Below are 14920 nucleotides of genomic sequence, written 5' to 3'. Positions count from 1 at the left end.
ACACTTGCGTCACGGCCGTAACACGGTAGTTTCTTCCTCATGCTGCACCCTCCTCGACGCAGGCGCTTCCGCAAGGCACTGGCCACGGCCGCCCTTGCTGGCCTCACTGCCGCGACAGTCGCACTTCCCGGTTCCGTCGCTCACGCCGATCCCGTTCCGGCCCCCGAGCCGGTTCCGGCCCCGGCGCCCGCCCCCGAGCCGGCGCCCCTGCCGGCCCCCGCTCCTGCGCCAGCCCCGGTGGATCCGAACGCACCGCCACCGCCGCCCGCCGACCCCAACGCCGCGCCACCGGTGGATCCCAATGTGCCGCCCGCTCCGCCACCAGAGCCGGGCCGCGTCGACAATGCCGCCGGCGGCTTCAGCTACGTCGTCCCCGCGGGCTGGAAGGTCTCGGACAACACGCAGCTGTCGTACGGACAGGCCTTGCTCACCAAGGTTCCCGAGGCGGGCGCTGAGGCACCGTCGGACACCAGCGTGCTGCTCGGTCGTCTCGACCTGAAGCTCTTCGCCGGCGCCGAGACTGACAACGCGAAGGCCGCCACCCGGTTGGCGTCCGACATGGGCGAGTTCTTCATGCCGTTCGCAGGCACCCGTCAGGGCCAGGAAGCTGGCCCGCTCGACGCCGCCGGGCTGCCTGGCGCGTTCTCCTCGTACGAGGTCAAGTTCACCGATCCGGCCAAGCCGAACGGTCAGATCTGGGCGGGCGTCGTCGGTGACGTCCCACCTCCGGGAGCGCCCCGCGGTCAGCGGACTCCCGAGCGTTGGTTCGTCGTGTGGCTCGGTTCGGCGAACCACCCGGTGGACAAGGGCGCCGCGGCGACGCTTGCGCAGTCGATCCGTTCGTTCACGCCGCCGCCACCTCCGCCGCCGCCTGCGCCGGATCCCAACGCGCCCGCGCCTGATCCCAACGCGCCGCCGGCCCGTCCCGGCGTCGGCGTCCCGGTCCCCGTGACGGACGCGCCTCCCGGAATGATGCCGGCAGGCTGACCCGACGATCGACGGACGACCGTGCACCTTTCGTGCGTCTAATCGTTACCATCGGCGGGTAGACCGGTAGCTGGCCCGGCGACGTCGCCGGGCCAGTTTGGCTACTGGCAGGAGTTCGTCATGGACGTGGTCGCGGCAACGGCATTTCTGGCCGAACGATCCAGCACGCTCACCAGCGTGGGATGGATCGGATACATCATCATTGGCGCCCTCGCGGGCTGGATCGCCGGCAAGATCGTCAAGGGCGGCGGCTCGGGCATTCTGCTCAACATCGTCATCGGCATCATCGGGGCGCTGATCGGCGGGTTCCTCTTGAGCTTCTTCGTCGACACCGCTGCGGGCGGATGGTGGTTCACACTCTTCACCGCCGTCCTAGGCTCGGTGATCCTGCTGGCCATCGTGGGGGCGGTCCGCAAGAGGTAGCCGCGGTCTGGTTGCGCCCGCGAGCAGAGGGGCCTAGGTGGAGAGGTGCCACACCGCGGCCGCGGCGAGTGCGCCAAGGCCGTTGAGCGACCAGTGCAACGCGATCGGCGCGATCAGGCTGCCGCTGCGCCTGCGCAGCCACGTGAAGACGAATCCGGCCGCGCCCGTGGCGATCACGGCCATCACGATGCCCGCAACCATGCCGAGGACGCCAGAGCCGAACAGATCGGTGAAGCCGACGTTGCTACTGGTCAAGCCGAACGACGTGGCGATGTGCCACATGCCGAAGAGAACCGAACCCGCAGCGGCGACTCCGCGGAAACCCCACGCCCGGTCGAGTGCGCCGTGCAGCACCCCGCGGAACGCGAGCTCCTCGGGGATCACCGTTTGCAGCGGAATGATGATCATCGACGCGAGCAGCGCCCCGGACATGGTGGCGTAGTGGTCGTTCATGAACATCGGACGGGTCCACGGCAGCAGCGCTCCTATGCCGATGACCGTCCCGACCAGGGCGACGGCGCCGACGGCGTACCAGGCGCCGGAGCGCCAATGGTCCCGACCGAGTCCCAGCTCGGTCCAGCCCAACCCCCTCGAGCGCACCAGGAGCACCAGGCCGATCGCCGCTGCCGGAACCACGACGACGTTGGCGAGAGGGGTGGTGAAGTGTGCGAGGAGGTTGGTCATGATCAACACGACCACCACGACGCCGACGTCGACGTACAGCCGGAAGTGATGCAATGCCGCCAGCTGACCTATCAGCGGATGGGGCGGCGCTTCGGCCGTTGCGACGTCGGACATAACCCGCTGAGCATACGTGAGAGGTCCATGTTTGCAGGTCAATGCCATTTTCACGCAACTGCGTCCCCTGGATGCCAACCCGGCCCAAGCGGCCACCGGCTGCTGAACGATACTGATCCGCATGCTTGACACGTGTCAGCTTTTGTCGTCGACGAGGGTGCTGGACGTCGGCGGTCCGAATTCGGACGGTGTCGGAAGGATCTTCGCCGACCTCGGGGCCGACGTGCTAATGGTCGAGACGCCGGGTGGATCGCCACATCGGGTGGCCCGGCCGACCGTAGCGGGGGCGTCGGTCGCCTTCACCTTGAACAACGCGAACAAGCGCAGCATCGTGCTCGACCCCGCCGTCGCGGGCGACCGCCAGCGCTTCGCCGACTTGGTCGCAGACGCCGACATCCTGGTCGACGGCGGAGGAGTGGCAGGCGCGTCGGCCTACGGGCCGTCGGTCTCGGACCTGGCGGAGCGGTACGCGCACCTGGTGGCGCTCGAGATCACCGACTTCGGGACGACGGGTCCGCGCGCGGGCTGGCTGGGCACCGACTCCGTGTTCTATGCAATGTCGACGGCGTTGTCGCGGTCCGGTCCGACGGTGGGCCGTCCCGTGTTGCCGCCCTCCGGGCTGGCCACGTCGACGGCCGCAGTTCAGGCGGCCTGGGTGGCCCTCGTCGCGTACTACCACCGATTGCGTTCCGGCAGAGGCGACTACGTCGACTTCTCGCGCTACGAAGCCGTCGTCCAGTGCCTCGATCCACCGTTCGGGTCGGAGGGGCAGGCGGCCGTCGGGCAGAAGAAGTCCGGCGAGTTGTGGCGAGGACGCCCGCGCAACCAACAGATCTATCCGACGTTCCCGTGTCGCGACGGGTTCGTCAGGATCTGTCTGCTGTCGCCGCGACAGTGGCACGGCATGCGCGCCTGGCTCGGCGAACCCGAGCAGTTCGCCGATCCGAAGTTCGAGACGATCATCGCTCGCTTCTTGGCGTCGGCCGAACTGAACGCCGCGATCGGGGAGCTGTTCGCCTCTCAAACGATGGACGCCCTCGTCACCGAGGGGCAGCGTCGAGGGGTGCCCATCGCCGCCGTGTTCACCCCAGCGAAAGCATTGGCCTCGGAGCACTTTCATTCCGTCGGCGCGCTGACCGACGTCGAGATCGGCCCTGACACGGCGCTGTCGGTGCCTGCCGGTGCGTTCGTGGTCGACGGTCGGCGGGCCGGAATCGCCCGACCAAGCCCGCAGCCGGGAGACGGCGATGGTGGCTGGCTGGGCGCTGCGCGCGCGGCGGGCGCGCCGACCGTCGAGCCGGGCCGACGGCCGTTCGAGGGGCTGCGCGTGCTCGACCTCGGCGTCATCGTTGCGGGCGGTGAACTCGGTCGCCTGTTCGCCGACCACGGCGCCGAGGTGATCAAGGTGGAGAGCGCGGCCTATCCCGACGGTCTGCGCCAGACCCCGCCCGGGCAACCGATGAGCAGGTCGTGGGCACTGACCCATCGCAACGAATCCAGCCTTGGCCTGGATCTGCGGTCGCCGGAGGGTGCCGCGCTCTTTCGGCGCCTGGTGTCGGCATCCGACGCGGTGTTCGCCAACTTCAAGCCGGGAACGCTTGCGGCCCTTGGTTTCTCCCATGACGAGCTGGCGAAGGTAAACCCCGGCATCGTGTTGGCCGAGAGCAGTGCGTTCGGCTCGAGCGGGCCGTGGAGCGATCGCATGGGTTACGGCCCGCTGGTGCGGGCCACGACCGGAGTCAGCCGGCTGTGGACCTCGGGTGACCCCGAGGACACCGGGTTCTACGACTCGACGACCATCTTTCCCGACCACGTCGTCGCACGGATCACGGCGATCGCCACCCTTGCCGCGCTGATCGGCCAGGGCGATTCCGGCGCGCACGTGCACATCTCGCAGGCCGAAGCCGCCGTCAACCAGCTCGCCACGTCCTACGTCACCGACACCGCCAGGGCCGCGGGGCTCGCCGTCGTCGACGACGACGCGCTGCACGCCGTCTACCCGTGTGCCGGGGACGACGAGTGGTGCGTGATCTCGGTGCGGTCGGACGCCGACCGGGTGGCGCTTGCAGAGATCCTCGGTGTCACCGAGCTACCTTCTGCAGCAGTCGAATTCGTCGACCTGGTTGGGCAGTGGACGGTCGCCAGAGACAAGGCTGACGTCGTCGAGTCGGTGCAGGCGGCAGGTGTTCCTGCCGGACCGATGAACCGCGCGGTGGACGTCCTCGCCGATCCGCAACTCGTCTTTCGCGGGCTCTTCGCCGACATGGTGCATCCGCTGTTCGCGGCACCCATGTCGAGTGAGACCCACCCGGCGCCGTTCCGGCGGATCCCCGATGCGCCAATGCGGCCCGCCCCGATGCCGGGCGAACACACTCGACAGGTCGTCGCGGGGGTCCTCGACCTCGACGCGACCGAAACCGACCGCCTGATCGCCGACGGCGTGCTCTTCACGTGGACCCCAAACCCCCCGCTCGCGTAACGGAAGAAAGGCCATCGTGCCCCTTGATCCCAGAACACCAGTGCTCGTTGGCTACGGACAGGTCAGCCAGCACGACAGCGACCCGACGGTGGAGCCCGTCGACCTGATGGAACGGGCGGCGCGGGCCGCCGTCGACCCCCGTGTCCTCGAAGCCGTCGATTCGGTGCGCATCGTCAACCTGCTGTCGTGGCGGTACCGCAATCCCGGTGTGCTGCTTGCCGAACGGATCGGGGCGACCGGAGCCGAGGGGCGCTACACCAGCATCGGCGGCAACGTGCCGCAGTCCCTGGTCAACCAGGCGTGCCTGGACATTCAGGCGGGCAGCGTGGACACCGTGCTGATCGCGGGTGCCGAGACGTGGCGCACCCGGACGAAGGTCAGGGCGACGGGCGGCAAGCTTCACTACACACAGCAGGACGACTCGGTGCCGGTACCGCACGGCGCCGACGACGAGTTCGTCCTGGCGGGACCGGTCGAGCTCCGCATTCAGCTGGACCGGCCGTCGTACGTCTATCCGATGTTCGAACAGGCGTTGCGGATCTCGGCGGGGGAGACGCCAGACGAACACCGCCGCCGGATCGGTGAACTCTGGGCGGGATTCAGCGCCGTCGCCCAGGGCAATCCGCACGCCTGGAACCGCAATCCCGTGACTGCCGAGGAGATCTCGGAGCCGAGTGAGAGCAACCGGATGATCAGCTGGCCGTACACCAAGCTGATGAACTCCAACAACATGGTCGACCAGGGCGCCGTGCTGATCCTGACGTCGGTGGAGAAGGCGCAGCAGCTCCAGATCCCCACGGACGGTTGGGTGTTCCCGCACGCCGGAACCGACGCGCACGACACCTATTTGATCGCCGAGCGGGCCGCCTTCGACCGGTCACCGGCCATTCGCATCGCAGGCGGCCGGGCACTCGAATTGGCGGGCAAGGGCGTCGAGGACATGGACTTCGTCGACCTGTACTCGTGCTTCCCGTCGGCCGTGCAGGTGGCGGCGCGCGAACTCGGAATCCCGCTCGACGGCGACCGCGCACTGACCGTCACCGGCGGCCTGACGTTCGCGGGTGGACCGTGGAACAACTACGTCACCCATTCCATCGCCACCATGGCCGAGCGTCTGGCGGCCTCGCCCGGCACCCTCGGCCTGGTGACGGCCAACGGTGGCTACCTGACCAAGCACAGCTTCGGTGTCTACGGCACCGAGCCGCCGACGGATGAGTTCCGTTGGGAGGACGTGCAATCCGCGGTCGACGCCGAGCCGACCGTGGTTGCCGAGGATCATTGGGAAGGCACCGGGACCGTCGAGTCGTGGACGACGCCGGTCACTCGTGAAGGCGCGGCCGAGAAGGTCTTTCTCGCGGTGCGCACTCCCGACGACACGCGTGCCCTCGCCGTCGTCACCGACGCGTCGGAGGCGGAGGCGAGCGTTCGCGAAGACATCGCGGGCGTCAAGGTCCGGGTCAACGCCGACGGGACCGCCACGCTTCTGTGACGAGGGATTTCGGCGTGATTACCGGCGGTCACCGCTGGTAATCACGCCGAAATTGCGAGGTTGACGCGATCACGAACATTCCCTACAGTGATCGCCATCACGTATTGAAACGTTTCAATCCAGCTGGAGGCGAGTGGTGGATCAAGCCGCGGTCACCCGGGTGTGCTTCGTCCTGCACCTCAAACCCGAACGCGTCGACGAGTACGTCGCCGCGCACGAACACGTCTGGCCGGAGATGCTCGAGGCGCTGAGCGAGGCCGGCTGGCACAACTATTCGCTGTTCGTCCGACCCGACGACGGGCTCGTCGTCGGCTATCTCGAGACCGACGACTTCGCGGTAGCGCAGTCGCGCATGGCCGCCACCGAAGTCAACGCGCGCTGGCAGGCCGGCATGTCCGACTTCTTCGATAACCCTGCCGGGGTCCAACCCGACCAGGCGATGACGCCGCTCACCGAGTACTTCCACCTCGACTGAAGGAACCCATGAAAATCGGAGCACGCACGACGACGGGTTGGCGGGCGACCATCGCGGTCGCCATGTCCAACTACATCGAAGCCGGGTCGATCATCGCGATCGCCACCAGCCTGGCCTTCTGGCAGTCGGAGTTCAACATTGGCAACTTCGCGGTCGGGCTCCTGGCGGCGTTGAGCGCCAACGCCTTCGGCGCGGCCATCGGCGCGATCCTCGGCGGTCCGCTGTGTGACCGGTACGGCCGCAAGGCGATCTACACCTACGACCTGCTGGTCTACATGGCCGGTGTGCTGCTGGCCGCGTTCGCCGTCAACTACGCAATGCTGTTGGCCGCCTTCGTGATCACCGGCCTCGCCGTCGGCGCAGGCGTCCCCGCGTCGTGGACCTACATCGCCGAGCAGGCGCCGACCGACGGTCGGGCCAAGCATGTCGGCACCGCCCAGTTGGCCTGGTCGGTCGGCCCATTGATCGGCTTCGGGCTGGCCGCCGCTCTGGCGCCCATGGGCCTCCTCGGGTCCCGCCTGATCTTCCTGCACCTCTTCGTCGTCGCCGCCGTCGTCTGGTGGGTGCGCCAGGGGCTCGCGGAGTCGACGATCTGGAGTGAGGAAGGTCAGAAGGAATCAGTTCCAGTCGCGAACGCGGTTGGTCTGCGCGGGCTGCGCGGTCTGTTCTCCCGCAAGGTCAACATCGCCGCGCTGCTGTTCCTCGGCGGCATCTACCTGTTCTGGAACACCGTCGCCGGTCAGGCGGGCATCTTCATGCCCCGCGTCTACGACGCCGCCGGACTGCACAGTGCCGTCGCGCAGAACATGCTGCAGGTTCTGGTGTGGGGCTGCACCGTGGCCGCGACCTACTTCGGCTTCATGCGGTACGCCGACCGGATGTCGCAGCGGCTGCTCTACGTCATCGGCGCCGCGCTCGGCATCGCCGGTTGGATCGTGCTGGTGGCGTTCACCGATGGTGGCGTGCCGACGATGCTGGCCTTCGCCGTCCTGTGGGGTGTCTCGGCAGGCATCGGCGCGCAGGCGTTCTACAGCCTCTGGGCGAGCGAGCTGTTCGCCACCCCGTACCGAGCCAGTGCCCAGGGCGTGATGTTCTGCGTCGTGCGCAGCTTCACCGGGCTGCTGAGCTACTTCTTCCCGACGTTGCTGGCGGTCACCGGGCTCACGGGTGTCGGACTTCTGCTCATCGGCCTGCTGACGGTGGCGCTGGTGATCGGCGCCGTCTGGGCTCCGGAAACGAGGGGAAAGTCATTGCGGCAGATCGAACTTGAGCGGTACGGCCCACGGGCGAGCGCAGCGACGGACAATGATGGTGTGCAGAGTTCGACCGCGACGGAGGTGGCAGTCCAATGAATCTGCTCGACAACGTGGCCATCGAACTGCCCTCGTGGGCGTTCGGAAACTCCGGCACTCGATTCAAGGTGTTCGGCACGCCCGGCACCCCGCGCACGATCGAAGAGAAGATCGCCGACGCCGCGACGGTGCACCGCTTCACCGGGATGGCGCCCACGGTCGCCCTGCACATCCCGTGGGACCGGGTCGACGACTACGCCGCCCTCGCCGCGCACGCCGCCGAGCACGGCGTGGCGCTGGGGACCGTCAACTCCAACACCTTCCAGGACGACGACTACAAGTTCGGCAGCCTCACCCACGTCGACGAGATGGTCCGGCAGAAGGCGATCGACCACCACCTGGCCTGCATCGAGATCATGAACCAGACCGGTTCGCAGGATCTGAAGATCTGGCTGGCGGACGGCACCAACTACCCCGGCCAGGGTGACATCCGCGGGCGTCAGGACCGGCTGGCCGAGTCGCTGGCCGCCATCTACCAGCACATCTCCGAAGGCCAGCGAATGGTGTTGGAGTACAAGTTCTTCGAGCCCGCGATGTACATGACCGACGTGCCGGACTGGGGCACCTCCTACGTACAGGTCTCGGCGCTCGGCGAGCGCGCGAAGGTGTGCCTCGACACCGGACACCACGCACCCGGCACCAACATCGAGTTCATCGTCGCTCAGTTGCTGCGGCTGGGGAAGCTGGGGTCCTTCGACTTCAACTCCCGGTTCTACGCCGACGACGACCTGATCGTCGGGGCGGCCGATCCGTTCCAGCTGTTCCGCATCATGTTCGAGGTGATCCGCGGTGGTGGTCTGGACGCCGGCAGCGACCTCTCGCTGATGCTGGACCAGTGCCACAACGTCGAGGCGAAGATCCCCGGCCAGATCCGCTCGGTGCTCAACGTGGCCGAGATGACCGCGCGGGCACAGCTCGTCGACGCGGATGCGCTGGCCGTCGCGCAGGAATCCGGTGACGTGCTTGGCGCCAACGAGATCTTCATGGACGCGTTCTACACCGACGTCCGGCCGGCGATGGCTCAGTGGCGCGCCGACCGCGGCCTTCCCGAACATCCGATGCGCGCCTTCGCCGAATCGGGCTACCAGGACACCGTCGACGCCGAACGCGTCGGCGGCACCCAATCTTCGTGGGGAGCATGACCACCATGACGAATCCAACCGTCGCCGAGCTGATCGCCCGATCCAACCGACTGGGCTCCGACCCGAAGAACACCAACTACGCCGGTGGCAACACCTCGGCCAAGGGCTCCGAGGTGGACCCGGTGACCGGGGCACCCGTAGACCTGTTGTGGGTCAAGGGTTCCGGTGGTGACCTGGGCACCCTGACCGAGAACGGGCTGGCCGTGCTGCGGCTGGACCGCATGCGCGCGCTGGTCGACGTCTACCCCGGCGTCGAGCGTGAGGACGAGATGGTCGCGGCCTTCGACTACTGCCTGCACGGGCGGGGTGGCGCGGCCCCGTCGATCGACACCGCGATGCACGGTCTAGTCGACGCGGCTCACGTCGACCACCTGCACCCCGACTCGGGCATCGCGTTGGCCACCGCCGCCGACGGCGAGGCGCTGACCAAGCAGATCTTCGGCGACCGCGTGGTGTGGATCCCTTGGCGCAGGCCAGGATTCCAGCTGGGCCTCGACATTGCCGAGATCAAGGAACACAACCCGCAGGCGATCGGCACCATCCTCGGTGGCCACGGCATCACCGCGTGGGGCGACACGTCGGCAGAGGCCGAGGCACGTTCCCTGGAGATCATCGACACGGTGCAGCGCTACCTGGACGCCAACGGTCGACCCCAGCCCTTCGGTACGCCGTTGGACGGCTACGGCGCGCTGCCCGACGACACCCGCCGTGCCAAGGCCGCCGAGCTGGCACCGTTCATCCGGGGTCTCGCCTCGGCCGACAAACCGCAGGTGGGTCATTTCACCGACGACCCCCGGGTGCTCGAATTCCTCTCCAGCAGTGAGCATCCCAGGTTGGCCGCGCTGGGCACCAGTTGCCCGGACCACTTCCTGCGCACCAAGGTCAAGCCGATGGTCCTCGACCTGCCCGCGGACGCGTCGGTCGACGACGCCAAGGCGAGGTTGACCGAACTGCACGAGCAGTACCGCGCGGACTACGCCGGCTACTACGAGCGGCACGCCTCGCCCGAGTCGCCCGCGATGCGCGGTGCCGACCCGGCGATCGTGCTGATTCCGGGCGTCGGAATGTTCAGCTACGGCAAGGACAAGCAGACCGCGCGCGTCGCGGGGGAGTTCTACCTCAACGCGATCAACGTGATGCGCGGTGCCGAGGCCATCTCGACCTACGCCCCCATCGACGAAGCGGAGAAGTTCCGCATCGAGTACTGGGCGCTTGAGGAGGCCAAGCTTGCGCGGATGCCCAAGCCGAAGCCACTAGCCACCCGCATCGCATTGGTCACCGGCGCCGCCTCGGGCATCGGCAAGGCCATTGCGGAACGTCTGGCCGCCGAGGGCGCGTGCGTCGTCATCGCCGACTTGGACGCCGAGAAGGCCGGTGCCGCAGCCGAGCAGATCGGCAGCACCGACGTGGCGATCGGGATCGCCGCCGACGTCACCGACGAGGCGGCCGTGCAGGCCGCGGTCGACGCGACCGTGCTGGCGTTCGGCGGGATCGACATCGTGGTCAACAACGCCGGCCTTTCGCTGTCGAAGTCGCTGCTGGAAACCACGGCGGCCGACTGGGACCTGCAGCACAACGTGATGGCCCGCGGCTCGTTCCTGGTCTCGAAGGCCGCGGCCCGCGCGCTGATCGACCAGAAGCTGGGCGGAGACATCATCTACATCTCGTCGAAGAACTCGGTGTTCGCCGGTCCCAACAACATTGCCTACTCGGCGACCAAGGCCGACCAGGCGCACCAGGTGCGGTTGCTGGCCGCCGAACTGGGCGAGCACGGCATCAAGGTCAACGGCATCAACCCCGACGGCGTCGTCCGCGGGTCCGGCATCTTCGCGGGTGGCTGGGGCGCCAAGCGGGCTGCGGTCTACGGCGTGCCGGAGGAGGAGCTGGGCGCCTACTACGCACAGCGCACCCTGCTGAAACGTGAAGTACTGCCTGAGAACATCGCGAACGCGGCGTTCGCGCTGTGCACCTCGGACTTCTCGCACACGACCGGGTTGCACGTGCCGGTGGATGCTGGCGTGGCGGCGGCTTTCCTCCGATGAGCGCACGATGAGCACCGGCCGGTTCGTCGCAGTCGACCTAGGTGCCACCAGCGGCCGGGTCATGCTGGCCGACGTCGGGCCCGGCACCCTGGAGATGCGCCAGATGAACCGGTTCGCCAACGATCCGGTGTACCTCTGGAACGGTCGGCGCACGGCGATGCACTGGGACCTGCCCGGCTTGTTCGGCAACATCTGCACGGGTCTTGCCGAGGCGAGTCGCGTCGCGCCCGACGTGGCCAGCGTCGGGGTGGACTCGTGGGCCGTCGACTACGGCCTGCTGCGCGACGGCAAACTGCTTGGGCTGCCGTACAACTACCGAGACGCCCGGTGCGCCCTCGGCGCCGATGCCGTGCACGAGACGCTGCCGCAGGAGCGCATCCACGCGCGCAACGGGCTGCAGTTCTTGGCGTTCAACACGATGTTTCAGCTGGCCGCCGACAAGCTCGAGGGTCTGCTCGACCTGGCCGACACCGCACTTCTGGTGCCCGACCTGATCGGCTACTGGCTGACCGGGCGCACTGCGACGGAACGGACCAACGCCTCGACCACCGGCCTGCTCGGCGTCGACGGCACGTGGGACACCGAGCTGGAGTCGATGCTCGGCCTGCCGGCAGGCCTGTTCCCCGAGCTGGCCGAGCCCGGCGCCGAGCTTGGCGCCGTGCTGCCCGACCTGGCCGACCGGGTGGGGTTCGGCACGGGTCTGCGGGTGGCCACCGTGGCGTCGCACGACACGGCATCGGCCATCGTCGCCATTCCGATGGACGCGGCCTCGGCGGCCTACGTCTCCTGCGGCACCTGGGCGCTGGTCGGGGTGGAGTTGGGCGCGCCGGTGATGAGTGCCGACGCCCGCATGGCCAACTTCACCAACGAAGTGGGTGCCGACGGCCGAATTCGTTTCCTGCGCAACGTCATGGGACTCTGGCTGCTCAGCGAATCCGTGCGCCACTGGGAGCGCGACGGCTCCCGCGTCGACCTTCCAGCGCTGCTCGAGCAGGCCGCGGCCTGCCCGCCGCCCGCCGACGTGTTCGACGGAGACGACCCGCGGTTCGTCGAACCCGGCGACATCCCCGGCCGGATCACGGCGTGGTACGACGAACGCGGTCTGCCCGCGCCGACGAGTCGCCCCGAGATGGCCCGCGCCATCGTCGAGAGTCTCGCTGCCGGGTTCGCCAGGGGCGTCGAGCAGTCGGCCGCCCTGACCGGTGTGCCCGTCGAGACCGTCCATCTGGTCGGCGGCGGGGCGAGGAACCGGCTGCTGTGTCAATTGGTCGCCAACCGGGTAGAGAAGCCGGTGGTCGCCGGCCCGGTGGAGGCCACCGCGATCGGCAACGTTCTGCTGCAGGCGCGTGCCAACGGCCTGCTGCGTGGCGACCTCGACGACCTACGTGCGACGATGGCCACCACGTTGCCCACGGAACGCTTCGAGCCTCGACGGGCTCCGGCAGGAAGGGTATGACGATGAACGACTCGACGAACCACTTGACGAGGCGACGCCTGCCGAGCAGGCACGACTTGGCGCCGCTGATGCAGTTCAAGAAGCCGGAGTTCAACGCGACCAAGCGTCGGCTCGACAAGGCGTTGACCATCGAAGACCTGCGCCGCATCGCGAAGCGCCGCACGCCGCGGGCGGCGTTCGACTACACCGACGGCTCGGCAGAGGCAGAGCTGTCCATTGCGCGGGCCCGACAGGCTTTCTCCGACGTCGAGTTTCACCCGGCCATCCTTCGGGACGTGTCGAAGGTGAGCACCGGTTGGGACGTCCTCGGCGCGCCGGTGGCGCTGCCGTTCGGGATCGCGCCCACGGGGTTCACCAGGATGATGCACACCGAGGGCGAGATCGCCGGGGCACACGCCGCCGCGCGCGCGGGCATCCCGTTCTCGCTGTCGACGATGGGCACCACCGCCATCGAGGACGTCAAGGCCGCGAACCCGCTGGGGCGCAACTGGTTTCAGCTGTACATGTGGAAGGACCGCGACAAGTCGATGGCATTGGTCGAGCGTGCGGTGGCCGCGGGCTACGACACGCTGCTGGTCACCGTCGACGTGCCCGTCGCGGGTGCCCGCTTGCGCGACAAGCGCAACGGCATGTCCATCCCGCCGGCGCTGACCCTGCGGACCGTCGCCAACGCGCTGCCGCGCCCGCAGTGGTGGATCGACTTCCTGACCACCGAGCCGCTGGCGTTCGCCTCCCTGGACCGGTGGTCGGGCACCGTCGCGGAGTTGCTGGACACCATGTTCGATCCGACGGTGACATTCGAGGACCTCGCCTGGATCAAGTCGCAGTGGCCGGGCAAGTTCGTGGTCAAGGGCGTGCAGACGGTCGCCGACGCACGGGCCGTCGCCGACCTGGGCGTCGACGCGGTGCTGCTGTCCAATCACGGTGGGCGCCAACTCGACCGGGCGCCCATCCCGTTCCATCTGCTACCCGAGGTGGTCCGCGAGGTCGGCAAGGATGTCGAGGTGCACCTGGACACCGGCATCATGTCGGGCGCCGACGTGGTGGCCGCGATCGCGATGGGGGCCCGCTTCACCTTGATCGGGAGGGCGTACCTCTACGGGCTGATGGCAGGCGGGGAGGCCGGGGTCAACCGTGCCATCGAGATTCTCTCCGGTCAGGTCGAGCGGACCATGCGCCTGCTGGGCGTGAACTCATTGGAGGAGCTCACCCCCGCCCACGTCACGCAGCTGGAGCGGCTTGCCCCCCGGCAACCGACGACGAGGGGCTAACTGCGGTGGCCGCCGGGATTCGTGACGTCGCCGCGGCGGCCTCGGTCTCCGTCGGCACGGTGTCCAACGTGCTCAACGCCCCGGAACGGGTTGCTCCCGCCACTGTCGCGCGGGTGCAGGCCGCGATCGAGACGTTGGGCTTCGTCCGCAACGACGCCGCGCGGCAGCTACGGGCGGGCCAGTCCCGTTGTGTGGGGCTGTTGGTCCTCGACGTCGGAAACCCGTTCTTCACCGACGTGGCGCGATCCGCGGAACTTCAGGCGGCACAACACAATCTGGTCGTCCTGCTGGGAACCTCGGACGACGACCCTCGACGCGAACGGACCTATCTGGACACGTTCGAGGAGCAACGCGTCTTCGGCCTGCTGATTTCGCCGGTGGGCGAAGACCTCGACCGCCTGCTCGCACTGCACCGCCGTGGTGTGCCCGTCGTGCTGGTGGACCGTGACGGCACGGGGACGCCGTTCGCCTCGGTGGCGGTCGACGACGTGGCCGGTGGCCGGCTCGCGGCGCACCATCTGTGCGAGCGTGGACGCCGTCGCATCGCCTACGTCGGTGGACCCCTCGGCTTGCGGCAGGTCGCGGACCGGCTGGCGGGCGCTCGAGCGGCAGTCGACGAATTTCCCGGCGCGACATTGGAAGTGGTGCCTACCGACGAACCCAGTGTGCTGGCGGGTCGCGCCGCGGGGGAGCAGTTGTGCGCCCGCCCGGCCGAGCAGCGACCCGATGCGGTCTTCTGCGCCAACGACCTGTTGGCGATCGGGATGTTGCAGGCGTTGGCCAGCGACGGAGTGAGCGTCCCCGGCGACGTCGCGCTGATCGGCTACGACGACATCGACTTCGCCCGCTCGGCGGCGGTGCCATTGTCGTCGATCCGCCAGCCGAGCGCGGACATCGGGGCCACGGCGCTCGACCTTCTGATCGCCTCGGCGGAGTCGCCGAAGGCCGAGCCCAACCACGTGATTTTCCGTCCGGAACTGGTGGCCCGCGCGTCGACTACCTGATG

Annotated in this window: 12 protein-coding genes; 11 read left to right on the top strand and 1 reads right to left on the bottom strand. The window is 68.4% G+C overall.

Features of this window, described 5'->3' with window-relative positions; genetic code table 11:
* Nucleotides 1-39 precede the first annotated feature (39 nt).
* Both B1790_RS05155 and B1790_RS05150 read left to right on the top strand, forming a co-directional pair.
* Nucleotides 40-987: an APA family fibronectin-binding glycoprotein gene (locus B1790_RS05155; RefSeq protein WP_079922126.1), complete on the top strand. Its 948-nt coding sequence runs from the start codon at nt 40-42 to the stop codon at nt 985-987.
* Nucleotides 988-1107: 120 nt separating this feature from the next.
* Nucleotides 1108-1410: a GlsB/YeaQ/YmgE family stress response membrane protein gene (locus tag B1790_RS05150; protein WP_079922125.1), complete on the top strand. Its 303-nt coding sequence runs from the start codon at nt 1108-1110 to the stop codon at nt 1408-1410.
* Between the two features lie 33 nt (nt 1411-1443).
* On the opposite strand, the gene B1790_RS05145 is transcribed toward B1790_RS05150, so the two are convergent.
* Entirely contained in the window at nt 1444-2208 is a 765-nt protein-coding gene (locus tag B1790_RS05145) for a CPBP family intramembrane glutamic endopeptidase (protein WP_079922124.1), read from the bottom strand.
* A gap of 121 nt (nt 2209-2329) precedes the next feature.
* Here B1790_RS05145 and B1790_RS05140 point away from each other — a divergent pair, with 121 nt between their 5' ends.
* From B1790_RS05140 to B1790_RS05100, 9 genes are all read left to right on the top strand, one after another.
* A complete protein-coding gene (locus B1790_RS05140; RefSeq protein WP_198951913.1) occupies nt 2330-4687 on the top strand; it encodes a CoA transferase in 2358 nt (785 codons plus the stop codon).
* Between the two features lie 16 nt (nt 4688-4703).
* The gene (locus B1790_RS05135) at nt 4704-6176 is read left to right on the top strand and encodes an acetyl-CoA acetyltransferase (protein ID WP_079922123.1); all 1473 of its coding nucleotides are present in this window, start codon (nt 4704-4706) and stop codon (nt 6174-6176) included.
* A 136-nt stretch (nt 6177-6312) separates the two neighbouring features.
* Nucleotides 6313-6651 carry an L-rhamnose mutarotase gene (locus tag B1790_RS05130; protein ID WP_079922179.1) on the top strand — a complete coding sequence of 113 codons (339 nt, stop codon included), beginning with the start codon at nt 6313-6315 and terminating at the stop codon, nt 6649-6651.
* 8 nt (nt 6652-6659) lie between these two features.
* Nucleotides 6660-8003, top strand: a complete 1344-nt coding sequence (locus tag B1790_RS05125; protein WP_079922122.1) for an MFS transporter — start codon at nt 6660-6662, stop codon at nt 8001-8003.
* Nucleotides 8000-9145, top strand: a complete 1146-nt coding sequence (gene rhaI, locus B1790_RS05120; protein ID WP_079922121.1) for an L-rhamnose isomerase — start codon at nt 8000-8002, stop codon at nt 9143-9145. Before B1790_RS05125 ends, rhaI begins: the two co-directional genes overlap by 4 nt.
* Before the next feature lie 5 nt (nt 9146-9150).
* A complete protein-coding gene (locus tag B1790_RS05115) occupies nt 9151-11187 on the top strand; it encodes a bifunctional rhamnulose-1-phosphate aldolase/short-chain dehydrogenase (protein WP_079922178.1) in 2037 nt (678 codons plus the stop codon).
* A 7-nt stretch (nt 11188-11194) separates the two neighbouring features.
* Nucleotides 11195-12643 (top strand): rhamnulokinase family protein, encoded by a 1449-nt coding sequence (locus B1790_RS05110; RefSeq protein WP_079922177.1) that lies wholly within the window; start codon nt 11195-11197, stop codon nt 12641-12643.
* Nucleotides 12644-12645: 2 nt separating this feature from the next.
* Entirely contained in the window at nt 12646-13914 is a 1269-nt protein-coding gene (locus B1790_RS05105) for an alpha-hydroxy acid oxidase (protein ID WP_198951912.1), read from the top strand.
* A gap of 5 nt (nt 13915-13919) precedes the next feature.
* Nucleotides 13920-14918, top strand: a complete 999-nt coding sequence (locus B1790_RS05100; RefSeq protein WP_142271037.1) for a LacI family DNA-binding transcriptional regulator — start codon at nt 13920-13922, stop codon at nt 14916-14918.
* The last annotated feature ends 2 nt before the right edge of the window (nt 14919-14920 follow it).

The sequence above is a fragment of the Mycobacterium sp. AT1 genome (assembly GCF_002043095.1).
In the GTDB taxonomy this organism is placed as follows: domain Bacteria; phylum Actinomycetota; class Actinomycetes; order Mycobacteriales; family Mycobacteriaceae; genus Mycobacterium.
The sequence above is the reverse complement of the archived record's forward strand: the minus strand, read 5'-3'. Positions and strand labels throughout refer to the sequence as shown.

Coding starts and splice junctions, on each gene's coding strand:
- rhaI (WP_079922121.1), top strand. CDS start 8,000: ATGAATCTGCTCGACAACGTGGCCATCGAACTGCCCTCGTGGGCGTTC.
- B1790_RS05155 (WP_079922126.1), top strand. CDS start 40: ATGCTGCACCCTCCTCGACGCAGGCGCTTCCGCAAGGCACTGGCCACG.
- B1790_RS05150 (WP_079922125.1), top strand. CDS start 1,108: ATGGACGTGGTCGCGGCAACGGCATTTCTGGCCGAACGATCCAGCACG.
- B1790_RS05110 (WP_079922177.1), top strand. CDS start 11,195: ATGAGCACCGGCCGGTTCGTCGCAGTCGACCTAGGTGCCACCAGCGGC.
- B1790_RS05115 (WP_079922178.1), top strand. CDS start 9,151: ATGACGAATCCAACCGTCGCCGAGCTGATCGCCCGATCCAACCGACTG.
- B1790_RS05125 (WP_079922122.1), top strand. CDS start 6,660: ATGAAAATCGGAGCACGCACGACGACGGGTTGGCGGGCGACCATCGCG.
- B1790_RS05145 (WP_079922124.1), bottom strand. CDS start 2,208: ATGTCCGACGTCGCAACGGCCGAAGCGCCGCCCCATCCGCTGATAGGT.
- B1790_RS05105 (WP_198951912.1), top strand. CDS start 12,646: ATGAACGACTCGACGAACCACTTGACGAGGCGACGCCTGCCGAGCAGG.
- B1790_RS05140 (WP_198951913.1), top strand. CDS start 2,330: ATGCTTGACACGTGTCAGCTTTTGTCGTCGACGAGGGTGCTGGACGTC.